This window comes from Spirochaetaceae bacterium, assembly GCA_009784515.1.
In the GTDB taxonomy this organism is placed as follows: Bacteria; Spirochaetota; Spirochaetia; order WRBN01; family WRBN01; genus WRBN01.
In genome coordinates this window covers 1-19,905 of sequence record WRBN01000030.1, presented here as the reverse complement: position 1 = coordinate 19,905, position 19,905 = coordinate 1, and the positions used below count along the sequence as shown (strand labels likewise).

General features: G+C 42.1%; 17 protein-coding genes, 2 tRNA genes and 1 pseudogene. 9 read left to right on the top strand and 11 right to left on the bottom strand.

Features of this window, described 5'->3' with window-relative positions:
* From FWE37_04770 to FWE37_04750, 5 genes and pseudogenes are all read right to left on the bottom strand, one after another.
* A pseudogene (locus FWE37_04770) lies at window positions 1-196 on the bottom strand (septal ring lytic transglycosylase RlpA family protein).
* A gap of 155 nt (window positions 197-351) precedes the next feature.
* Window positions 352-1,011, bottom strand: a complete 660-nt coding sequence (locus FWE37_04765; GenBank protein MCL2520298.1) for an MBL fold metallo-hydrolase — start codon at window positions 1,009-1,011, stop codon at window positions 352-354.
* Between the two features lie 2 nt (window positions 1,012-1,013).
* Window positions 1,014-1,589 carry a bis(5'-nucleosyl)-tetraphosphatase (symmetrical) YqeK gene (gene yqeK, locus FWE37_04760; protein MCL2520297.1) on the bottom strand — a complete coding sequence of 192 codons (576 nt, stop codon included), beginning with the start codon at window positions 1,587-1,589 and terminating at the stop codon, window positions 1,014-1,016.
* Between the two features lie 6 nt (window positions 1,590-1,595).
* Window positions 1,596-2,174 (bottom strand): nicotinate (nicotinamide) nucleotide adenylyltransferase, encoded by a 579-nt coding sequence (gene nadD / locus FWE37_04755; protein ID MCL2520296.1) that lies wholly within the window; start codon window positions 2,172-2,174, stop codon window positions 1,596-1,598.
* Window positions 2,175-2,227: 53 nt separating this feature from the next.
* Window positions 2,228-2,300 (bottom strand) — tRNA-Lys (locus tag FWE37_04750).
* Window positions 2,301-2,471: 171 nt separating this feature from the next.
* Here FWE37_04750 and FWE37_04745 point away from each other — a divergent pair.
* From FWE37_04745 to FWE37_04725, 5 genes are all read left to right on the top strand, one after another.
* A complete protein-coding gene (locus tag FWE37_04745) occupies window positions 2,472-3,026 on the top strand; it encodes a hypothetical protein (protein MCL2520295.1) in 555 nt (184 codons plus the stop codon).
* Between the two features lie 53 nt (window positions 3,027-3,079).
* Entirely contained in the window at window positions 3,080-4,252 is a 1,173-nt protein-coding gene (locus tag FWE37_04740; protein ID MCL2520294.1) for a TraB/GumN family protein, read from the top strand.
* A gap of 168 nt (window positions 4,253-4,420) precedes the next feature.
* Entirely contained in the window at window positions 4,421-5,947 is a 1,527-nt protein-coding gene (gene rny, locus FWE37_04735) for a ribonuclease Y (GenBank protein ID MCL2520293.1), read from the top strand.
* Between the two features lie 82 nt (window positions 5,948-6,029).
* Window positions 6,030-6,632, top strand: coding sequence for a hypothetical protein (locus FWE37_04730; GenBank protein ID MCL2520292.1), 603 nt, complete (start codon window positions 6,030-6,032; stop codon window positions 6,630-6,632).
* A gap of 65 nt (window positions 6,633-6,697) precedes the next feature.
* Window positions 6,698-8,800 carry a patatin-like phospholipase family protein gene (locus FWE37_04725; protein ID MCL2520291.1) on the top strand — a complete coding sequence of 701 codons (2,103 nt, stop codon included), beginning with the start codon at window positions 6,698-6,700 and terminating at the stop codon, window positions 8,798-8,800.
* A 71-nt stretch (window positions 8,801-8,871) separates the two neighbouring features.
* On the opposite strand, the gene FWE37_04720 is transcribed toward FWE37_04725, so the two are convergent.
* The 5 genes from FWE37_04720 to ybeY all read right to left on the bottom strand — a co-directional run bounded on the left by FWE37_04720 (window position 8,872) and on the right by ybeY (window position 13,383).
* A tRNA-Leu gene (locus FWE37_04720) sits at window positions 8,872-8,950 on the bottom strand.
* Between the two features lie 132 nt (window positions 8,951-9,082).
* Complete coding sequence (gap, locus tag FWE37_04715) at window positions 9,083-10,159, bottom strand: type I glyceraldehyde-3-phosphate dehydrogenase (protein ID MCL2520290.1); 1,077 nt, start codon at window positions 10,157-10,159, stop codon at window positions 9,083-9,085.
* A gap of 30 nt (window positions 10,160-10,189) precedes the next feature.
* Entirely contained in the window at window positions 10,190-12,145 is a 1,956-nt protein-coding gene (locus tag FWE37_04710; GenBank protein ID MCL2520289.1) for a tetratricopeptide repeat protein, read from the bottom strand.
* Window positions 12,135-12,896 carry a hemolysin family protein gene (locus FWE37_04705; GenBank protein MCL2520288.1) on the bottom strand — a complete coding sequence of 254 codons (762 nt, stop codon included), beginning with the start codon at window positions 12,894-12,896 and terminating at the stop codon, window positions 12,135-12,137. The genes FWE37_04710 and FWE37_04705 overlap by 11 nt, the downstream gene beginning before the upstream one ends.
* A gap of 34 nt (window positions 12,897-12,930) precedes the next feature.
* A complete protein-coding gene (gene ybeY / locus FWE37_04700) occupies window positions 12,931-13,383 on the bottom strand; it encodes an rRNA maturation RNase YbeY (protein ID MCL2520287.1) in 453 nt (150 codons plus the stop codon).
* A 178-nt stretch (window positions 13,384-13,561) separates the two neighbouring features.
* Here ybeY and FWE37_04695 point away from each other — a divergent pair, with 178 nt between their 5' ends.
* From FWE37_04695 to FWE37_04680, 4 genes are all read left to right on the top strand, one after another.
* Window positions 13,562-13,879, top strand: a complete 318-nt coding sequence (locus tag FWE37_04695; protein ID MCL2520286.1) for a thioredoxin family protein — start codon at window positions 13,562-13,564, stop codon at window positions 13,877-13,879.
* Window positions 13,880-13,881: 2 nt separating this feature from the next.
* Window positions 13,882-14,334 (top strand): PTS sugar transporter subunit IIA, encoded by a 453-nt coding sequence (locus FWE37_04690; GenBank protein ID MCL2520285.1) that lies wholly within the window; start codon window positions 13,882-13,884, stop codon window positions 14,332-14,334.
* Entirely contained in the window at window positions 14,294-14,797 is a 504-nt protein-coding gene (gene lepB / locus FWE37_04685; GenBank protein ID MCL2520284.1) for a signal peptidase I, read from the top strand. The genes FWE37_04690 and lepB overlap by 41 nt, the downstream gene beginning before the upstream one ends.
* A 120-nt stretch (window positions 14,798-14,917) precedes the next feature.
* Window positions 14,918-16,876, top strand: coding sequence for a penicillin-binding protein 2 (locus tag FWE37_04680; GenBank protein ID MCL2520283.1), 1,959 nt, complete (start codon window positions 14,918-14,920; stop codon window positions 16,874-16,876).
* 75 nt (window positions 16,877-16,951) lie between these two features.
* Here FWE37_04680 and polA read toward each other — a convergent pair whose 3' ends face one another.
* Window positions 16,952-19,708 (bottom strand): DNA polymerase I, encoded by a 2,757-nt coding sequence (gene polA, locus FWE37_04675; protein ID MCL2520282.1) that lies wholly within the window; start codon window positions 19,706-19,708, stop codon window positions 16,952-16,954.
* Window positions 19,709-19,905: the final 197 nt, after the last annotated feature.

Sequence of the window (19,905 nt, the reverse complement as noted above, 5' to 3'; positions counted from 1 at the left end):
TAAAAGGGCCGCGGTCGTTAATGCGTACATCAACCTGCCGGCCATTCGCCAAGTTAATTACCCTTACCACCGTACCAAAAGGCAGCAGCGGGTGGGCAGCCGTTAGGGCATGCATATTATAAATTTCGCCGTTAGCGGTAGGGCGGCCATGAAACTTGCTGCCATACCAACTGGCAATTCCCTCTTCCCTAAAAGCAAAAACATTAGTAGCTACTAAAAGCAATAAAATAAGCAAAATAGAGCGCATAGTAATTTATCGGCTTAGCTCCCCTTTAATTTTTAGGCCGTGCGGCCTTTATACGGTTAGTTAAATAATAAAAAAAATTTTATTTTAAGCAACACATTAGCTAACTAATTTCTAGCTAAATAATGCTCAAAGTTAGCTTTTTGCTCGGCAAGCCGATAACTGCTGCCGTGCCCGGGATAAACTATAGTATCGTCCGGTAAGGTAATTAAGCGGGCAATACTAGCCTTAAGCTGCCCGATATTACTGGTAGGTAAATCGTAACGGCCAACGGCGCCGTGATTAAAAATGGTGTCGCCGCTAAATAAAATACGGTGGTTTTTACTATAATAACAACTGCTGCCAATACTATGGCCGGGTGTGGCTAATAAAATAAAATCGTCAACATCAAGCGGCTGATTATTAGTTAAAAAATTATTGATAATGGGCGGTTTATCGGCAGGGTAATAATTAGTTAAGTTAAAGTTTTGTAAAGCCGCCGTTAAATATTGACTACCGGCCTCGCCAAAAAAAGACTCTTCGGCTTTGTTAGCTATGGTCGTTAACGCTATATCCAACTTAGTAATAGCAGCCGTATAACTTTGCCCGTATGCAATATGGTCAAAATGAAAGTGCGTATAAGCCAGCACAACCCGCTTTATATTATGCTCTTTTAATTGAATAAGAACTTCATCGGCCGGCGAGCCGGCATCAACTATTAAAGCAGCGTTATTACTTATATACAAAAATGTATTACATTCTAAGGGATTATTATTAAATACCTGCACAATTATTCTCCTTTGTAAATAACAGCCAATTTATTATACCACTCTAGGGCGGCGCCGTAAATAATTTTTCCGGTAAGCAAACAATAATTAATTTTATTTTTTAACGCTTCGTAAAATAACCTGTTTAGCTCAAATTCTTCAAGCATTTGTTGTTGTTTAGCGGTAAAAAGATGATGGCGCGGCGTTATACCATCGGCAATAAAAATTATTTTATCTAGTTCGTTCATTTCTTCACTACAGGTAGTGTGTTTGTACATAGCGCCGTCTACTTCATTATCATAAAAGTTTAATTTTTCTTTAATAAAAAAAGCCGCTGTACGGCCATGTAATATTTGCGGAAAGTCATCGCCATCGGGTAAATAAACACTATGCAGTAAAGCATAATCTTTCTGCTCGGCAGCGCTAAACTCTTTAGTTATATCGTGGCCCAAGCCGGCTAATTCGGCTTTGTGCGTATCAAGGCCAAAACGGGCAGCCAGCATACCGGCGCATTCCGCCACAGCTAAACTATGCTGATAACGTTCTTCACTCAGTATTTCTTTAACTAAATTATTTAATTCTATTACTTTTATGTCCATCAATCATCATTCCTTGTACAAATTATGGCTCTCAATATAATGGTAAACTTCTGGCGGTACTAAAAAACGATACGGCTTTTTTTGCTTAATGTAGCCGCGAATTTGGCTGGAAGAAACTTTAAATAAATCGTTTTGTAAAGTAATGTGCGGGTAAGCAAAATGAGCGGTTTGCTCGCGGTTTGCTAAAACCAGCTGCACTAACCCGGCTAATTGCTCGGCTTTGTGCCACCGATTAAAATTACCCACCCAATCATCACCCAATAAAAGATACGGCTTACTCTCCACTATATTATGGCTAATAAAATAATTTACGGTATCGTAGGTGTAGCTGGGGGTACTATCGCCTGATAAAACCTTATCTACTTCGTAAGAGGCCGCTTCCGCCCAATTAAGGCCGGCCGTAGCTAATTGCAGCATAAGTAAACGTTGGCTGGGAGTAGCTTGACAGCCATCTTTTAAATGCGCTTGCCCTTTAGGCACAAAAAGCACTTTGTTAGCCTTTAGGGTATACAAAGCCCATTCGGCTAGAGTAAGATGGGCAATATGTAAAGGATCGAAGCTACCGCCAAAGATGATAGTTGCCATAGTTTATTTTGTTAGTTACAAAAAATAAAGGGTTAAGCCTTAACTTAACCCTTTGAGCCGTGATGGGCTCGAACCATCGACCCACGCCTTAAAAGAGCGTTGCTCTACCGACTGAGCTAACGGCCCGCATTTATTTGCTAGGTTAATATACAGGTTATCATTTTTTTTGTCAAGGCCATTTTTAAAAAAAATGAAATAAAACTGCATTTTTAAATATAACATACATTAAACCCTAATAAGCTATTCCTGCTTTTTAAGCCCTAGTTTAATTAGCTGCTTTATGTTATAGTAATGATTATGAAGATATTAAAGTTAAAGTGGTTTTTAGTGGCTTTAGTGCTGGTTGCTTGCGGCAATAACAACGATGATAAGGATAACAACCGGCGACCTAACCAATTTAATATACCTACAGCTGCCCATATTTTAAATAGGTATCCGCCCTCTTCGGCCATGGTATGGCTAGAAGATTTTGCCTCTATCCCCTTTGGCGGGACAATAGAACAAACCGAAGAGCTGCTTTTAGCTGCCGGTTTTGTGCACGACCCGCGCGGCAGCGAGCACGAAGACTTAGGTGGTGGTATGCGTATGCGTTTTTGGCTGGGCAGTTATTTAAACTTTAACATTGAGCCGGCTTTTTTCTTTAATAATAACAGCCTAGAGCAAGTTATTTTTAATATAGAGCACCAGCAAAAACGTGCTTTTTTAAGCAGCCTTGCCGCCGAGTTTGGCCGCCCTATCTTTGATGAAGATACCAGCAATACCTACTTATGGCACTTTATGAACGGCTACATTAATTACACCGATAGGCCGGAATACGGCTTAGTTATTTTTGCTGCCGGCCCTATAGAGTAATAATTTGCTTAAAAAAATAAAAATTAAATAATACCCTAACTAAAGGAACAACGATGACTACCCTAATTAAACTAAAAAATGGCGATGAAATAAATTTAATCGGCACCGCTCATGTTTCGGAGCAAAGTGTGCGCGAGGTAGAAGAAGCCATTAACAACTTTAAGCCCGAAACCGTTTGTATAGAGCTAGATGAACGCCGTCTTGCCAACCTTGACGACAGTGAAAGCTGGCGTAAATTAGATATTGTAGCCGTACTCAAAAAGCGGCAGGGCTTTTTGCTTTTGGCCAACTTGGCGCTGTCGGGTTATCAGCGCAAAATAGGGGCCGTTACCGGCAGTAAACCCGGCGAAGAAATGCTTAAAGCCGTTCAGTTAGCGCGCAGTCAAAATTTGCAAATAGCCTTGTGCGACCGCGATGTAAGTATTACCCTAAAGAGGGCTTGGGCTAAAAGTAGCTTATGGAGCAAGATGAATTTATTAGCCACCCTGCTGGCCAGTGGTTTTGAGAAAGAAATAAAAGAAGAGACCGGCAAAGAAGCCATTGAAAAGCTTAAAGATGAAGACAACCTTACCGCCATGATGAACGACCTAGCCAAAGAAGCCCCTACTATTAAAGAGGTGCTCATCGATGAACGTGATGCTTATTTGGCTAAAGCTATCTACCAAGCAAAAGGACGGCGGCTAGCCGTACTAGGAGCCGGCCATTTGCCGGGGGTGGAAAAAATTTTAAAACAGCTCGATGAGGGAAGCATCAGCGTTAATCAGGACGAACTTAATATTATCCCTAAAAGTAAGTGGTACAGTAAAGCCTTAAATTTACTTGTGCCTACCGCCGTTATTGCCGGCCTAAGCATAGCCTTTTTTAGAGGCGGCGCCGGCGAAGCCGCCAACCTCTCCCTTACATGGATACTGGCCAACGGCATACCGGCCGCCGTTGGCGCTTTATTAGCCCTAGCCCACCCGTTAAGCATAGTTATTGCCTTTTTAGTAGCGCCTTTTACCACCTTTATCCCCTTAATTGGCGCCGGTATGGTGGTAGCTTTGTTTGAAGCCTTTTTAAAGCGGCCCACCGTTGCCGATATGGAAGGACTAGCCGATAGCCTTAATAGCATTAAAAATATCTATAAAAACCGAATTACCCGCATACTCTTAATTTTAATATTAGTGAGCTTAGGCAGCAGTTTAGGGGCCTATGTGGGTTTATTTGGTATTTTTAGCAGCTTATAATTAAGAACTAAGGAACAAAGAACAAAAAATTAATTAATACTATCTATTTTAAAGAAATTTTAATTTTTACCGCTATTCCATGTTCCTTGTTCCTTAGTTTTGTCGGTTGACAAAACTAAGCTAATGCTATAAATTAATGGCGACACAAAAATAAAAAGGTTGGGGAAAATGCAACAACTATTGTATGTTTTAATACCCCTTAGCTTTATATTAGGTTGGATTGTTCGCTGGCTTTATGCCAGATACCAACTTACCAGCTCGGAACAACGAGCGGTAAGGTTAAAACAAGATGCTGTTAAAGAAGCAGAAACCGAGAAGAAAGAGATTTTGTTAAATGCACAGGAGCAAATTCTTCGTGAAAGAAAGCAACTTGATAAAGAAATGCGCGAGCGTAAAAGTGAGCAGCAACGGGCCGAAAACCGACTACAAAGCAAAGAGGATAACTTAGAAAAAAAAGTTCAGGTAATTGAAAAGCGGGCTAATGCCTTAACGGGACGCGAAAAAGAACTAACTTTAAAAGAAGAAGAGCTTGACGAGTTAAAGCAAAGCCAGCTGGCCGAGCTAGAAAAAATAGCTTCCGTCTCGGCAGAAGACGCTAAGGCCATGTTAATTACGCAGCTTACCGATAAAGCTAAGCACGAAGCACGTAGCTTTATAGCCAAAATAGAGGCTGAAGCTAAAGAAACGGCCGAACGCAAAGCCCGCGAAATGCTGTTAAGCGTTATCCAGCGCATAGCAACAGAGGTAAGCAGCGAAACGACGGTGGCCAGTGTGGCTTTACCTAACGATGAAATGAAAGGCCGCATTATCGGCCGTGAGGGGCGTAATATCCGCACCCTCGAGACCTTAACCGGGGTAGACATCATCATTGATGATACGCCGGAGGCGGTAGTTATTTCGGCTTTTGACCCGGTACGTAAAGCCATAGCTAAAATGGCGATGGAAAAATTGGTAACCGATGGCCGTATTCACCCTAACCGTATCGAAGAGGTGGTGGGTAAAGTTACCAAAGAGGTAAACCAAAAAGTTTACGAAGAAGGCGAACGCGCCGCCTTCGAGCTGGGGGTACATGGCCTTAATAACGAGCTTATCCGTGCCTTAGGCCGGCTATACTTTAGAACCAGCTACGGCCAAAACGTGCTTTACCACAGTAAAGAGGTAGCGGCTTTAGCCGGTATGCTTGCCGCCGAGCTAGGCTGTAACCGCGAAATTGCCAAACGCGCCGCTTTGCTGCACGATATTGGTAAAGGTATAGAGGTTGACGGCGATGGGAACCATGCCGAAGCTGGGGCCGAGCTGTTAAAGAAACTGGGCGAAAAAGAAAATGTTATCCACGCCGTATTAGCCCACCATAATGATATAGAGGTTAAAACTATGGAGGCCGTTATTGTCCAAATAGCCGATGCCATTAGCGCCGGCCGGCCGGGCGCGCGGCGCGAAAGCCTAGAAACTTATGTTAAAAGGCTGGAAAACCTCGAAAAAATTGCCACCAGCTATACCGGCGTAGAAAAAGCCTTTGCCGTACAAGCCGGCCGTGAACTGCGTATTATTGTTAATAACGAAGAAGTTAATGACGAGCAAATGAAAGAAATGGGGCACGATATTGCCGGCCGTATCGAAAACGAGCTTAAATATCCGGGCCGTATCCGTATTACCTTAGTGCGCGAAAGCCGGGTAATAGAGTATGCCAAGTAAATTAAGGATTAATAATTAATTGTAACTATTTTACTTTTTTAATTCTTAATTCTTATCTTTTTAATTAAAAAGGAGATTTCTTGTGAAAAAATTATTTATTTTTATTTTATTTTTATTAGCTGCTACAAGCCATGCCCAAAACTTTGGAGGTATCGTTACCTCTGTAGGAGCCAGAGCGGGAGCTGGGCTTGGTCTTTTTTCGGGCGAAAGTTTTGATGACAATTTGATAGATAACGACATTATAGGGATAGGGCCAGCCTTTGGCGGTGATATTTTCTTTAATTTTCGTTTTAATAATAGTGTTGCTTTTACACCCCAACTAAGTGTAGCTCATTTACGTTATAGTTATAGCGCCTCTACCACAACCGACTCTATCGTTGATGTCTCTCGGCACGCCACTATTCTTGGCTTAGATTTTTTATTAAAATATTTTGGCGACTATACCGGCGGTATACTTTATTCTGGAGCAGGTATTGGCTTAGGTTACATTATTCATGAGCACGGCGGCTGGGCCCTTAACTTAATAGCTGAGTTTGGCGCCGATGTTCCGCTAATTGATGGTATGTTTACTATTGGATTACGTAGCTCATGGAGCCTGCACCTTAGCGGCCACAACGATACCTTTGCTTTGTCTATCTTTAGTGATGCTATTAGTTTGCGTATAGGCTATGCCATTAACCTTTAAATAAAAAATATTTTTATGGCTATAGGCCTTTAACCAAATAGAATAAAGCTAGCTATTTTTAAAGTATGTTTAAAAAGCTAGCTTTAATTTTGCTTTTACTATTAACTTTAATTAACCCCGTAGCTGCCCAGAGGCCAACCGTTGGCTTAGTACTCGGCGGCGGCGGCGCTTTAGGGTTAGCCCATATCGGAGTAATTAAAGTATTACAAGAATACAATATACCTATAGATATGATAGCCGGCACCAGTATGGGGGCCATCATTGGCGGTCTTTTGGCCTTAGGTTATAGCGCCGATGAGATGGCTTATATATTGCGCGAGGCTAATCTTTTTGCTTTAATGAACGACCACGAAAAGTGGCGTTATACGGCCCCGCGTGCCAAACTAAACCCGTGGAACCCGATGATAAGTAATCAGGGTATTGTTAATAGTTTTTCCGGCCTCATTACCGGCTTTGTTTTAAATAATTTTTTAGACCAGCTCTTTTGGGATGCCGGCCACTATAACCACTTTGATGAGCTGCCTATCCCTTTTAGAGCTACCTCGTACGACCCGGTTTTGCACCGTAAAGTGGTTTTTGAAAACGGCTCGCTTAGCCGCTCGATACGCGCCAGTATGGCTATCCCGGCCGTTTTTACCCCCGTCTTTTTTAACGGCCGGCCCTTATTTGATGGCGGCATTATTAACAACTTACCGGTACAAGAGGCCGTCGATTTTGGGGTAGACATTATTATCACCATCGATTTAACCCAAGAAAATGACGATGATTTTTTCAGCGTTAATTTATTGTCTATGCTTAATATAACTTTACAAGACAGAATTCATTTTGATAATATGGCACGCAGTATGAGCCATATTATTATCAACCCTAAGTTAGCAGGCTTTCAAATTTATAGTTTTAACGATGCCGAAATATTGATGGCATTAGGTGAAGAAGCTGCTCGTCAGCAACTTGACCAGCTTCTACCCCTTGCCGACCCGCAGCTACAGCGGCAAAGTCGGAATACCCGTGAAGCTGTGCCTATCGAACGGATTGTCATTATTAGCGATTTAGATGAACAGCCTTACCATCAAGAAATAACCCTTGAGAGCACCCGCTATGTTACCCGCGAACAAGCACGGGCAATGGGCCACGAATATGGTTTTAATTTATTTGCTAAAAGTATGCACTTTCATTTTAGCGGTACAACTCTTTATTACCATATTATCCCCCATGTTGGCTTTGAGGCCGGCGCCGGTATCGGTTTTGACAGCGATTTTGGCGCCCGTATGCAGTTAGGTTTTAGCTACAGAAATATTAACCGTTTTCCTTTATATTTACAAAATATTTTAACTATTAACGATGGATTATGGAATGCCGGTTTTTTAAAATTTTTTCCGCATAACTCACTTTTTTTTAATTTTTTATTTGATTGGTCGCTTTATGATAACTTAAATGGCTTTTTTGAATACCCGGCTAAACAAAACGGACAAGTTATGGGGCCTAACAACTATCACTTTACCGTGGCCACAGCCTTTGTTGTAGATAACTCTTACTATTTAACATTTGGTTACCGTTACCACTATATGACGACCCGAGACACACCTATCGAAGGTGTACCGGCCAGCGAGCACTTTAATGCTCTTAGGCAAGAATTTATTTTTAATAATTTAAACCACCCCCGCTACCCTAGCTTTGGCTTAAAAGTAGCCATTATCAACGAAGCCGGATTATTTGCAGAAAATTTTTTTTACCGCCTAGAAACCAGCGCTAAAATAGCCAATCCTCTTACTTCATTTTTAAGTTTACATTTAGGGTTAAAATTAGGTTTAGTTACCGGCGACAATATACCTTACGTTAGTTATTTTAATTTAGGCGGCTTGTACGACCTTGACAACCACTCGGCTTTTTTAGGTTACAGCCGCGGCGAGGTAACTGGCCGGTCTTTATTGCGTTTTAATGCCGCTTTACAACATACCATGTTTTTACGTATGCATAATATAATAGAGTGGAGCGGAGCTTTTGTTGATGAACAACACATTATTAACCTTAATTATCAAAATTTTTACCAAAGTGTGGGCTACCGCTTAGCTATCGATTTTAACCCTTATATGATTGATGTAGGCATTTTTTGGAACATACGCCGTAACCAGCCAACCTTAACCATTAAACTTGGCGGCTTTTATTAAAATACAATCAGCTTTACAACTTTAATAAAGAGGATAATAAAAAAAGCTTACATTTTTAATGTAAGCCTTTATGCGGGCGAAAAGACTTGAACTTTCACGCGTAAGCACCAGTTTCTAAGACTGGCGTGTCTACCATTCCACCACGCCCGCTTTACGGTTACTTAACTTTAGGAGTCTGGCAAAAGTTACCTTTTGCCAGAATTATGAATAACAAAGTTTACAACCTGTTGCTAGTATAAACCTATAACCATTAAAAAGTCAAGTAGGTAAAGGCCTCTTTAATTACCATTTACCATCTTTTTCGGCCATATATTTTACTAAGTCGATAACACGGTTGCTGTAGCCCCATTCATTATCGTACCAAGTTACAATCTTAAAAAATCTTTTTTCGTTTGGTAAATTATTTTGCATAGTAGCCAAACCATCGTAAATAGAGCTGCGGCTATCGTGGATAAAATCGCTCGATACCAATTCTTCTTCGGTATAACCTAAAATATTTTTTAAGTACGTGCGGCTAGCCTTCTTTAAGCTGCCGTCAATTTTTTCGATACTGGTATTTTTAGCGGCCCTAAAAGTTAAATCTACCACACTAACGGTAGCTACAGGTACTCTAAACGACATACCGGTTAACTTGCCTTTGGTTTCCGGTAAAACCTCGCCCACAGCTTTGGCAGCCCCAGTGCTGCTAGGAATAATATTAATAGCCGCTGCCCGGCCGCCGCGCCAATCTTTTTTACTTGGCCCGTCAACGGTTTTTTGGGTAGCTGTATAAGCGTGGATAGTAGTCATTAAACCGGTTTCAATACCAATACCTTCTTTTAAAAGCACGTGCACTACAGGCGCTAAACAGTTGGTGGTACAGCTGGCGTTGCTTACAATGTGGTGGGTAGCGCTTTCATATTGTTCGTGGTTTACACCCATTACTAAAGTTTTAACATTCCCTTTACCGGGCGCCGTTAAGATAACTTTTTTAGCGCCGGCTTCAAGATGGCCTTTAGCGGCCTCATCACTGTTAAAGATACCGCTGGCTTCGATAACATATTCTACCCCTAAGCGGCCCCAAGGTAAATTTTTAAGTTCGCGCTCGGCAGGCACACATAAAATTTCGTGGCCATTTACTACTAAAACATCGTTAGCCTTTTGGCCATCGTTACTTTTTTTAGTTTCAAATTTTGCTTTCATTTGCCCTTGTGTCGAATCCCATTTTAACTGATAGGCAAAATAATCGGCATCGGTTGTAACATCAACTACAGCCACCACATCAATTTTACCGGGCCCTTTGCCTAGCATTTTTTGATGAACCAACGATTGAAAAACTAAACGTCCAATTCGGCCAAAGCCGTTTATGGCAACTTTCATTTTTATCCCTCCAAATTATTTTTTTTAATTTTAATGTATTAACAAGAAACCTTGCGGTATCCCAGTTAGCTGCACAGCGGCCTGCGGCCTGATAGTATTTGCCCTTATCAAAAACAGCACATCTTCTTGGGCAATAATATCGTTACGGGTAGCGCTTTGTACGCCGGCTTCGGCCACAAATTCATCTAAAGCCGTAACCGTTAAAGTACCTAACAAATCTTGGGCTAAATATTCAAAAAAAGGTTCGCTGCTAATAAAACGCCCCTGCCCTGCCCTTACGACCAGCAGCTCATCACCTACATTTAAGCCATTTAAACGGCCTAAATTAATTAAAGCCAACTGCCCATTGCGACGTAATATACGCCCGCTTACCGGCACCACCTCGTTTAAGCTATCGCTGAGTAAAGTTAAAGTTTCATCAACTTTGCTGGCGGTACTGCGGATGTGGCTAAAACTAGCCAACTGGCTGCCGGTAGCCGTTAAATATAAAGTATAACTACCGTAAAAACTACGGTCAAGTTCTTTAAAGCTAGTTATGATAAAAAAATCACTGTTTACGGCCCGAGCGTTGCGCCAAGCCTCTGTAAAATTGGCCTGCTCACCGCCGGCGATTAACGTAAAACGGGTATGCCGCTCGAGGTAACGGATAAAAACCCGACTAACCAATGCATTATCACCTTGCCGGTGCATAGCGGTACCGCCATTTAAACTGGCTATATAAAGCCGGGTATCGTTGTTATGCGGGCCGCTTCTAAAGCCCCAATCGCTGGCCACACTACGAATATTACGACGCTCGAGGGTGGCTAAAGTATCCAAAAGGAGTTGCGTAGCCTGCCCTTCATCACGAATTAACCTAAGCTGATCGATATGTGAAAAATGCGCCCCGAGCAGTCCCAGCTGCCGGCCAAAAGCTTGCCTGATAACGGCGCTATCGGGCGCTAATAAAAGGGCCCATCTAAACTCGCGTAAAGCCTGCTGATAATCAAAATTAGCCGCCAAACGGTTACCTCGTGCCAATCTTTCGTCGGCAAAAATATTACGTTCGGGCACATCAAAAGGTAAAGCCCGCAAAAGCTCTTCGGTGGCAAAACGGATAAGCTCATCGTTAGGCGCTAACCTAACGGCTTCGCTGTAAGCCCGTAAAGCCATCGCAAAATCTCTTTGCCTTGTAAAAACTTCGGCTAAAGTAGCCCAAACGTTGGCATTACTGCGCCCGCGACCGCGTATTAAATCTTCCAGCACTAAAGCGGCTTCATCAAGCCGATTAAGACCAATTAAAGCCTCGGCCTGCCTTTCGCGCACATCGGCATAGTTAGGATTAATCTTGGCTACAGCACTAAAATGATGTAAAGCTTGCTGCCAATTACCATTTTGCCTAAAATGATTACCGGCCACATAAAGCACCACCACATCTTGTGGATAATAAAATAAAGCTTGGTTTAAAAATAATTCGGCCTGCCGGGCATCACCCTGCTGGCTATACAATAAAGTTAGGCTTAATAAAGCCCGTCTGTTATCTGGGACTATCCGCAGTAAATTGGTAATATCGTTGATAGCAATATCGATGCGGCCGGCCAGCAGCTGCACCTCCGTCATACCAAAAAGGGCATCTAAATTATTGGGCTGCTGCGCTAAAACTTGCTCAAAGATAGCCCGCGCTTCATCGCCGCGCCCCAAAGCCACATAACTGCGGCCACGCAAAGTTTGAGCCTGTACCGAACGGCTTAACCTATCGTGGGCATTAAGCTGGCTGATAGCTTCGTGATACTCGCCTAAATAAAAATTAGCCGCCGCTAAAGCCAATAAAGCCGAAGCATAGCTGGGGTTAATAGCTAAAGCGCTTCTAAAATTTTCGGCGGCCTCAAAGTAATTTTGCGCACTAAAGGCATTCTGCCCTTGCTCATAATAAATAATAGCACTTTGGGCTACCGCTAAATTGGGCAGCAAAAATATTAACGCTAATAATAAAGAAAGTTTAATTTTCAACTTTATCCTCATGCATAACCACTTTAATACTACGAATAATATGGCCGTCTAGCCGTTCTACAATAAAATCGCTATTATTGTAGCTCACTTTTTGATACAAATTGGGCACCGTACCCAATAAATTAAAGACAAAACCACCTAAGGTATCTATATCTTCGTTAGGCAAATTTAAAGCCAGCTCTTCGTTTACTTCGTCCACATTTAAGCGGCCATCACATAAATATTCGTTATCGCCCAGTTTAATAATAGCCTCTTCTTCGTCATCAAATTCATCTTGAATATCGCCAATAATACGCTCTATAATATCTTCCATGCATAAAATACCCGAAACCCCGCCGTATTCATCTATCACCACCGCAATATGTACGTGCTTTTTTTTAAAATCGCTTAGCAGGCTATCCAGCTTTTTACTCTCGGGCACAAAAAAAGGTTTGCGCATTACGGCAGGTACATTAAAATTTTCGGCATTTTTGAGGTAACCTAACAGCTCTTTAATGTATAAAATACCTGTAACATTATCGATAGTTTCTTTATACACCGGGTAACGCGAGTGGCCGCTCATTTGCGCTTTAGCTAATACTTGCTCAAAGTTATCGCTTTCGCTTACAAAAATGGTATCTACACGCGGCACCATTACCTCTTTAGCGGTAGTTTCGTCTAAGGTAATAATACCTTCCAGCATGGCCAGCTCTTCTTCATCAAGCTGCTCTTCCATTAAGTCTTCTTTTTTTTCTTTTTTAAAAAAACCCATAATTACTCGGCTAAAGCCGATTGCTTTTTTCTCCTTAACCAATAACTTTTAACTGCCTAAGTAAATCTTCTTGCTTTAATAACATTGGCTCGTTAAAATTATTAGTTTGATGGTTATAGCCTTGCAAATGCAAAAGGCCGTGTATAATTAATCTTTTTAACTCTTCATCATAACTAACCTTAAAATATTCGGCATTTTCGGCTACTTTTTCAACGCTTATGGCAATATCACCCAAATAACCGCTATTAAGCGGCCAATCTGCCAAAAGCCCTTCGTTTTTTTCGTTACCAAAACTTAATACATCGGTAGCTTCATTTTTATTACGATAAGTCAAATTAAGCTTAGCAATAATATCGTTATTAGTAAGCAGCAACGTTAGCTCGCTATCATCACCTACGCCGCACAACTTTAACAGCTGGGTACAAAATTGCAGCAGTTTATTATGGTTTGCCGGCTGGGCAATATCTTGATAATATAACTCTAACATTTTTTAGATGATACACTAAAAGTAAAATAATTACAAGTTAGCGCCCGCTATGAAGAGCGCCATATTAATATGCCTTTGTTACTGCTGCGGCGCTCCCCGGCAAAATATTGGTTGACCTTTTAAGAAATTTGCCTTATAATAGAGGCAAGTTGCCACTAATTATAAAGGAGAAATTTAAATGACCGAAATTGATAAAGATAACTTTGATGAGCTGGTAATTAACAGCGGCGCTTTAACTTTGGTAGATTATTTTGGCGATGCCTGCGAGCCATGCAAAGCTTTGCTGCCTCACTTAGAGGCTATGGCCGGCGATTATAACGGTAAAGTTAATTTTTACAAATTTAATACCAGCAAAGCCCGCCGGCTGGCTATCCGCGAAAAAATATTGGGCCTGCCTACTATCTCTATTTACCATAACGGTACTAAAGTTAAAGAACTTACTAAAGAAGAGGCTACGCCAGATGCCATTAAAGCTATGGTTGATAGTATGCTGTAACTATGCTGAGTAATTTACTTAACGAGCGGCAAGTTACTTTTATTAATGCCAGCAATAAAGCTGCCGTTTTAAAGCAGCTGGTTAGTTATAGCTGCCATACTATACCCTATATGAAGAACTTTGAAGATGAATTTACAGCGGCTATCTTTAAGCGCGAAGAGGTAGTATCTACCGCACTGGGGTTAGGGGTAGCCATTCCGCACGCTAAGTTAAATTTTATGACCCAGCCATTTATAACGATAGGCCATTTAAGGCCGGCCGTCGATTGGGACAGCCTAGACGAAATAGCCGTTTTTTTAGTATTTATGATTGGTTGCCACCCCGATAAACAAAGCGAATACCTTTATATTATACGCGATTTAGTAAAGATTATCCGTCAAAGGGCCACCTTAAAAGAACTGGAACGAGCTAAAGATGAAGCAGAAATTATTACTATTTTACGAAAAAAACTTTAAAGGCACTATTTGGCCTTTAATTTTAGTAGTTGTTTTTGCTGTATTTATCTTTTTAAATTTACTTTCTATCACCAGTTACCGCGTGGTAGACCAATCGATGGAGCCAACTTTACGCGCCGGGCAAATTATTTTGGTTAAGCGTAACTTTTTTAGGCCGCTACCTCTTAACGAAGGCGATTTAATTGTTTACCGTAACAGTAATAGCTATGTTATTAAACGGCTGTTTTTAAACGAAAACAGCCCTATAGTTATGGATAACGGCTTTTTATTTAACCATAGCGGCGAGGCTATCTTGCTTACGCCTTTTACTTACCAACTGCTTAGTAATTTAACGGTTATGCCTCATAATCAATTTTTTTTTGTGGGCGATAACCGAGCCCTTAGCCGCGATTCGCGCTATTACGGTTTTGTTAGCCGCCAGCAAATTGTGGGGCGGGTTTTTTTTATTTTTTCGCCGCGTTAAAGAGTGTTCCTTTACAATGACAAAATTCTCTGTTACTGCGGGCGAACGTATCGGCCCATCTTTTAGGTAATAAAATACCGGCCTTAAAAGATTAACCGCTGCAATGCCGAAAATTTAATTATGTTTCGTTTTGTTAAGCTTTCTTTTGTCAAAAATCGCCGTAAGTTAATCGTTGTAGGCGGTTTTGTTTTAGCTTTTTTAATTTTATTCTTTAGGTTTAGTTACCTTGCTTTAGGCAACAATGTCAACCGGCAAACCGTTAATATCCCCGTTGTGCAGCGCGGGGCAATTTTAGATAGGCACGGCCGGTTATTAGCCGAACAGCTGCCAAGTTTTACTATCTCTTTATGGTTACCAGAGCTGCGCAGCGCCATTAGGGGCGAAAGCAGTGAAGAGCTGGAGCTAAGATTAAGGCAAACCGCAACGGCCTTTAGTTTATTAACGTTAATACCGGCCGATGAACTTTATAACCGTATAAATAGTAACGGTAACAATTTAATTTTAGCCAGACGGGTAGATGTTAATTTACGCAACCAATTTATCGAGGTAGCTCACCGTTTTAATATTAGCGGCCTGCGTATAGAAAGTGAGTTTATCCGGTTTTATCCGGCCGGTAGTTTAGCGGCTAATTTATTAGGTTATGTTAATTACGATAATCACGGCGGAGCTGGTATCGAATTTAGTTTTGAAAGTTTACTTTCGCCGGCCGTTATCGGCGGCAGCCGCCCGATGGTCAGCGGCAGTTCTATCGAGCTAACCATCGATGCCGGCCTGCAAGGCATAGTAGAAAACCGTGTTAAGCAATCTTTTATGACCCACAACGCCCGCTCGGCCGTAGCCGTTATTGCCGATGCCAATACGGGGGCTATTTTAAGTTTTGTTAGCCTACCCACCTTTGACAGCAATTTGTTTCATTTAGCCACTAATGACGAGCGTTTTAACCGCGTAAGCGGTGAAGCTTTTGAGCCCGGCAGTACTTTTAAGGTGTTTAGTTTAGCCGCTATTATGGATGCCGGCTTAGTTAATCCCACCGAGCTCTTTTTTTGCGGCGGTGTTTACGAGCATACACTCCCCAACGGCGAACGGATAACCATTCGCTGCGCTAATAATCAGGGACACGGCTGGCAAAATATCGAACAAATTCTTTCTAATAGTTGCAATGTTGGTACAGCTCAAATTAGCGAGAAGATAGGAAGTATTGCTTTGCACCGCTACCTCACCGATTTTGGTTTTGGCCGTCCTACAGGGCTGCCTTTAGCCGGCGAAACGGCCGGTTTATTGGCTAACCCGCGTAATTGGTCGGTACGCAGTAAGCCAACTATCGCCATTGGCCAAGAAGTAGCGGCTTCGGCGATACAAATTATTCAGGCCGCTACCGTTTTTTCTAATAACGGTGAAATGCTTAGACCGCAAATAATTAACCGTATTATTGATGGCGAAGGAGTCGTTACCCGCAACTTTGAACGCGAGGTAATACGCCGGGTAGTAGAGCCGCAAACAGCGGCCTCTATGCTAACTATGTTAAGACACGGCGTAACCGATGGTATCGCCCGCCGCACTTTAGTAGAGGGGCTGGAGGTAGGGGCTAAAACCGGTACCAGCCAAATTTTTGATTTTGATTTAGGCACTTATAGCAGGCACGAGCATATCGCCAGCGCCCTAGCTTTTGTACCGGCTATTAATCCGGAGTTTATTATTTATATAGCCATAGATAGGCCAACGGCCACTACCTTTTGGGGCGCTACCGTTGTGGCCCCGTTAGTGAGAGAAGTTATCTTAGATTTAATCCCTTTTGCCGGCCTTAATGCCAATGGAGTGGCACACCATATTTTACCGCGCGAAATTACCATTAATAGGCCGGTTTTAGCGGCTAGGCGCAGCTACCTGCCCGATTTTACCAGTTTTAACAGCGTAAACAATATCTTAGCTTTTGGCCAGCACCATAATATTAATATTGTTTTGCATAACCATAATTTAGGCGGCCAAATAGTGGGGCAGTTCCCGCCGGCCGGTACCATATTAGCCCCTAATACCAGCGTGGCTATTTACTTTAGCGAAGATAGCTTACCGCTTAGTTAGCCCTAAGTACTTAAAGGCTTAACTTTAAAAAAAGCGGCCAATTACCGGAGATAATTTTGTTTAAATAGTGATTACCTACTTTAACTCTCCCCAATTATTTGCGCTGCTTACACTCACACCAATCGTCATTGGTATGGGTAAAGTAAGCGGTACAGCCGTCATTACCTCTTTCATTAAGTTAATGGTAACTGCTTCTTCGGCAAGGCCGGCCTCAACAATAATCTCGTCATGCACTTGCAGTAAAAGCTTGCTTGGTAAGTTTTTAGCTTTTAGCTCTTTATCCAGCTTAATCATGGCCAGCTTAACAATATCGGCGGCGCTGCCTTGCACTACGGTGTTAATGGCCATACGTTCGCCCATACTTCTTTCGTTATTATTACGGCTAAATAAAAAAGGTATCGGTCTAAAACGCCCCATAATGGTGTGTACGCCGCCCAGTTCTTCGGCCTTAAGTAAAGTTTCGCCCATAAAACTTTTTACTTTATTGTAGGTGGTAAAATAATTATCGATGTAACTTTGCGCCTCTTTACGGCTAATTTTAAGTTCGTTACTAAGCCTAAAAGCCGACATACCGTAAACCACACCAAAGTTAATGGCCTTAGCTACGCTGCGCTGACCGGCGGTAATTTCGGCGGGGGTTAAACCAAAGATAAAGGCCGCCGTTTCGCGGTGCAGGTCGCGTCCTGCCTTAAAAACTTCAATCATACGTTCATCGCCAGCAAGGTAAGCTAAAGCTACCAGCTCTATCTGGCTGTAGTCGGCGCTAATTAATTTGTTGCCGGTAGCGGCCTCAAAGGCGGTGCGGATACGCCGGCCGTTATCTTCGCGCACCGGAATATTTTGCAAATTAGGGTTACGGCTGGCCAGCCGCCCCGTTGCCGCCCCCGTTTGGATAAAATCGGTATGAATTTTGCCGTTACTATCGCTTTCTTTAGGCAATGCATCTACATAAGTGGTTTTAAGTTTAATAAGTGTACGGTATTTAAGCATTTGGCGGGCAATTTCATGCTGCGGGGCCAGCTCTTCCAGCACATTAACATCGGTGCTGCGTTTTTTAACTTCGGGCAATTTAAGTTTATCAAAAAGCACCTCTGCCAGCTGTTTAGGCGACTGTAAATTAAAATTTACATCGGCCAAATTGCAGATAACTTCTTCTAGTTTAGTTAGTTCGCCGGTAAGTTCGCCGCCAAAACTATTTAAAGCCTGCACATTAAGCTGAATACCGGTTAGCTCCATCTCGGCAAGGATAGTCAGCAAGGGCATTTCTATATCATAAAAAACTTTAGTAAGTTTATGCTCCTCGATAAGCGGCTTAAGTTTATGATAAAGCTTAAAGGTAATGTCGGCGTCTTCGGCGGCATAGATGGCGGCCTCTGCCAGCGGCACTTCGTTAAAAGTGGCTTTTTTAGGTACCACTTCTTCAAATTTGATGGTTTTATAGGCCAAATAACGTTCGGCTAAATAATCCATACCTACCGCTCCTTCGGTGTCCAGCAGCCAAGCGGCCAACATGGTATCAAAGTAAGGTTGAATGGTTATGCCAAATTTTTTGGTAATTTTATAATCAAATTTGATATTTTGGCCAATTAACTTTAACTTGGGGTTTTCCAGCAAAGGCTTTAAGATGGCCAGTAAATCATCGGCGTTATAACTTAAGGCATTAGGCGCTTTTAAAGGAATATAAACGGCCTCATTCTCGGCATAACAAAAACTAAAACCCACCACCTTAGCGGTGTGGCTTAAGCCGTCGGTTTCGGTATCAAAGGCCATTAAGGTGGCCTCTGCGGCTTTAGCTGCCCATTTTTGTATCTTATCAAGGCTATCTAATAACTGATAACTTTGCTTAGCCCCATCGTAACTCGTCAGCCGGTTGGGCATGGCAAAAAGTAAGGGATTATTTTTAACTTCTTTTTTTGGTTTAGCTTCGGGTTGATTAATAACCGGGCCGGCTAAAGTGGGGTTAGCCAGCTCTTTCCGGCAAGCCTCCACTAAACTGGGGATACCGGCTCTTTCAAATATTTCTATGGCTGCTCCATAATTAGGAACCGTTTTTAAAGCGTCTTCGCTCAAATTTGGCAGCGGCACATCTTCTTTTAACGTAGCCAGCAAATAACTTAAATAGGCGTTATCTTTTTGAGCCGCCAGCTTGGTTTGCACACCGGCCGGTGTTATTTGGTTAATATATTTATAAATTTCATCTAAATTTTCATAACTTTGCAAGAGTTTTTCGGCGGCTTTAGGCCCTAAACCGGCCACACCGGGAATATTATCGCTGCTATCGCCCACAATGGCTAAATAATCGCGTATTTGGCCGGCTTTTACCTGTTTTTCTTCGTAAACCTTAGCGCTATCGTAAAGGGTAAACCCTTTGCTGCCGGGCCGCAGCATAGTAACATAATCATCATCTATTAACTGCATTAAGTCTTTATCACTGCTAACAATAACGGTTTTTTTACCTGCTTTTTTACGGCTTAAAGCAACGGTGGCAATTACATCGTCGGCCTCGTAACCCTCTACGCGTACGCTTTGCAAATTTAAAGCCGCCAATAACTCCTCGATGATAGCCGTTTGGCTATGTAAATCGGCCGGCGCCTTTTGGCGGTTAGCTTTATATTCGGGATAAAGGTTGTACCTAAAATTTTTTTCTTTACAATCCAAAGCTACCATAAAGTGGCTGGGCCGCTGCTCCTTAAAAAAAGCAAAAAGCGAGCGGTAAAAAGCCAATATGGCCGCCACATTTTCGCCCGCCGCATTGTTAAGCGGCCGCCCCGAAAAAGCGTAATAACTGCGGTAAACTAAACCGTAACCATCTAAAATATATAAAGCCTGCATAAAAATAGTTTAGCAGAGATTGATGATAATTGCTAGGATAAAATTAAGAATTAAAAACTAAAAATTAATAACCGGTATCTTCCAATGATTAATTCTTACTTTTTAATTATTAATTTTAAAGTGTAGCTATAGCCCTCCGAAAGTTGTGTACTAAGGAGATTAACTATGCCCAATCAATTAAACCACGCCGTAAAAAT

What these genes read in the sequence shown, in the direction of transcription:
- nadD (MCL2520296.1), bottom strand. Translation starts at nt 2,174, where the DNA reads ATGGCAACTATCATCTTTGGCGGTAGCTTCGATCCTTTACATATTGCC.
- FWE37_04725 (MCL2520291.1), top strand. Translation starts at nt 6,698, where the DNA reads ATGTTTAAAAAGCTAGCTTTAATTTTGCTTTTACTATTAACTTTAATT.
- gap (MCL2520290.1), bottom strand. Translation starts at nt 10,159, where the DNA reads ATGAAAGTTGCCATAAACGGCTTTGGCCGAATTGGACGTTTAGTTTTT.
- lepB (MCL2520284.1), top strand. Translation starts at nt 14,294, where the DNA reads ATGAAGCAGAAATTATTACTATTTTACGAAAAAAACTTTAAAGGCACT.
- FWE37_04680 (MCL2520283.1), top strand. Translation starts at nt 14,918, where the DNA reads ATGTTTCGTTTTGTTAAGCTTTCTTTTGTCAAAAATCGCCGTAAGTTA.
- yqeK (MCL2520297.1), bottom strand. Translation starts at nt 1,589, where the DNA reads ATGGACATAAAAGTAATAGAATTAAATAATTTAGTTAAAGAAATACTG.
- FWE37_04705 (MCL2520288.1), bottom strand. Translation starts at nt 12,896, where the DNA reads ATGGGTTTTTTTAAAAAAGAAAAAAAAGAAGACTTAATGGAAGAGCAG.
- polA (MCL2520282.1), bottom strand. Translation starts at nt 19,708, where the DNA reads ATGCAGGCTTTATATATTTTAGATGGTTACGGTTTAGTTTACCGCAGT.
- FWE37_04740 (MCL2520294.1), top strand. Translation starts at nt 3,080, where the DNA reads ATGACTACCCTAATTAAACTAAAAAATGGCGATGAAATAAATTTAATC.
- ybeY (MCL2520287.1), bottom strand. Translation starts at nt 13,383, where the DNA reads ATGTTAGAGTTATATTATCAAGATATTGCCCAGCCGGCAAACCATAAT.
- FWE37_04690 (MCL2520285.1), top strand. Translation starts at nt 13,882, where the DNA reads ATGCTGAGTAATTTACTTAACGAGCGGCAAGTTACTTTTATTAATGCC.
- FWE37_04695 (MCL2520286.1), top strand. Translation starts at nt 13,562, where the DNA reads ATGACCGAAATTGATAAAGATAACTTTGATGAGCTGGTAATTAACAGC.
- FWE37_04745 (MCL2520295.1), top strand. Translation starts at nt 2,472, where the DNA reads ATGAAGATATTAAAGTTAAAGTGGTTTTTAGTGGCTTTAGTGCTGGTT.
- rny (MCL2520293.1), top strand. Translation starts at nt 4,421, where the DNA reads ATGCAACAACTATTGTATGTTTTAATACCCCTTAGCTTTATATTAGGT.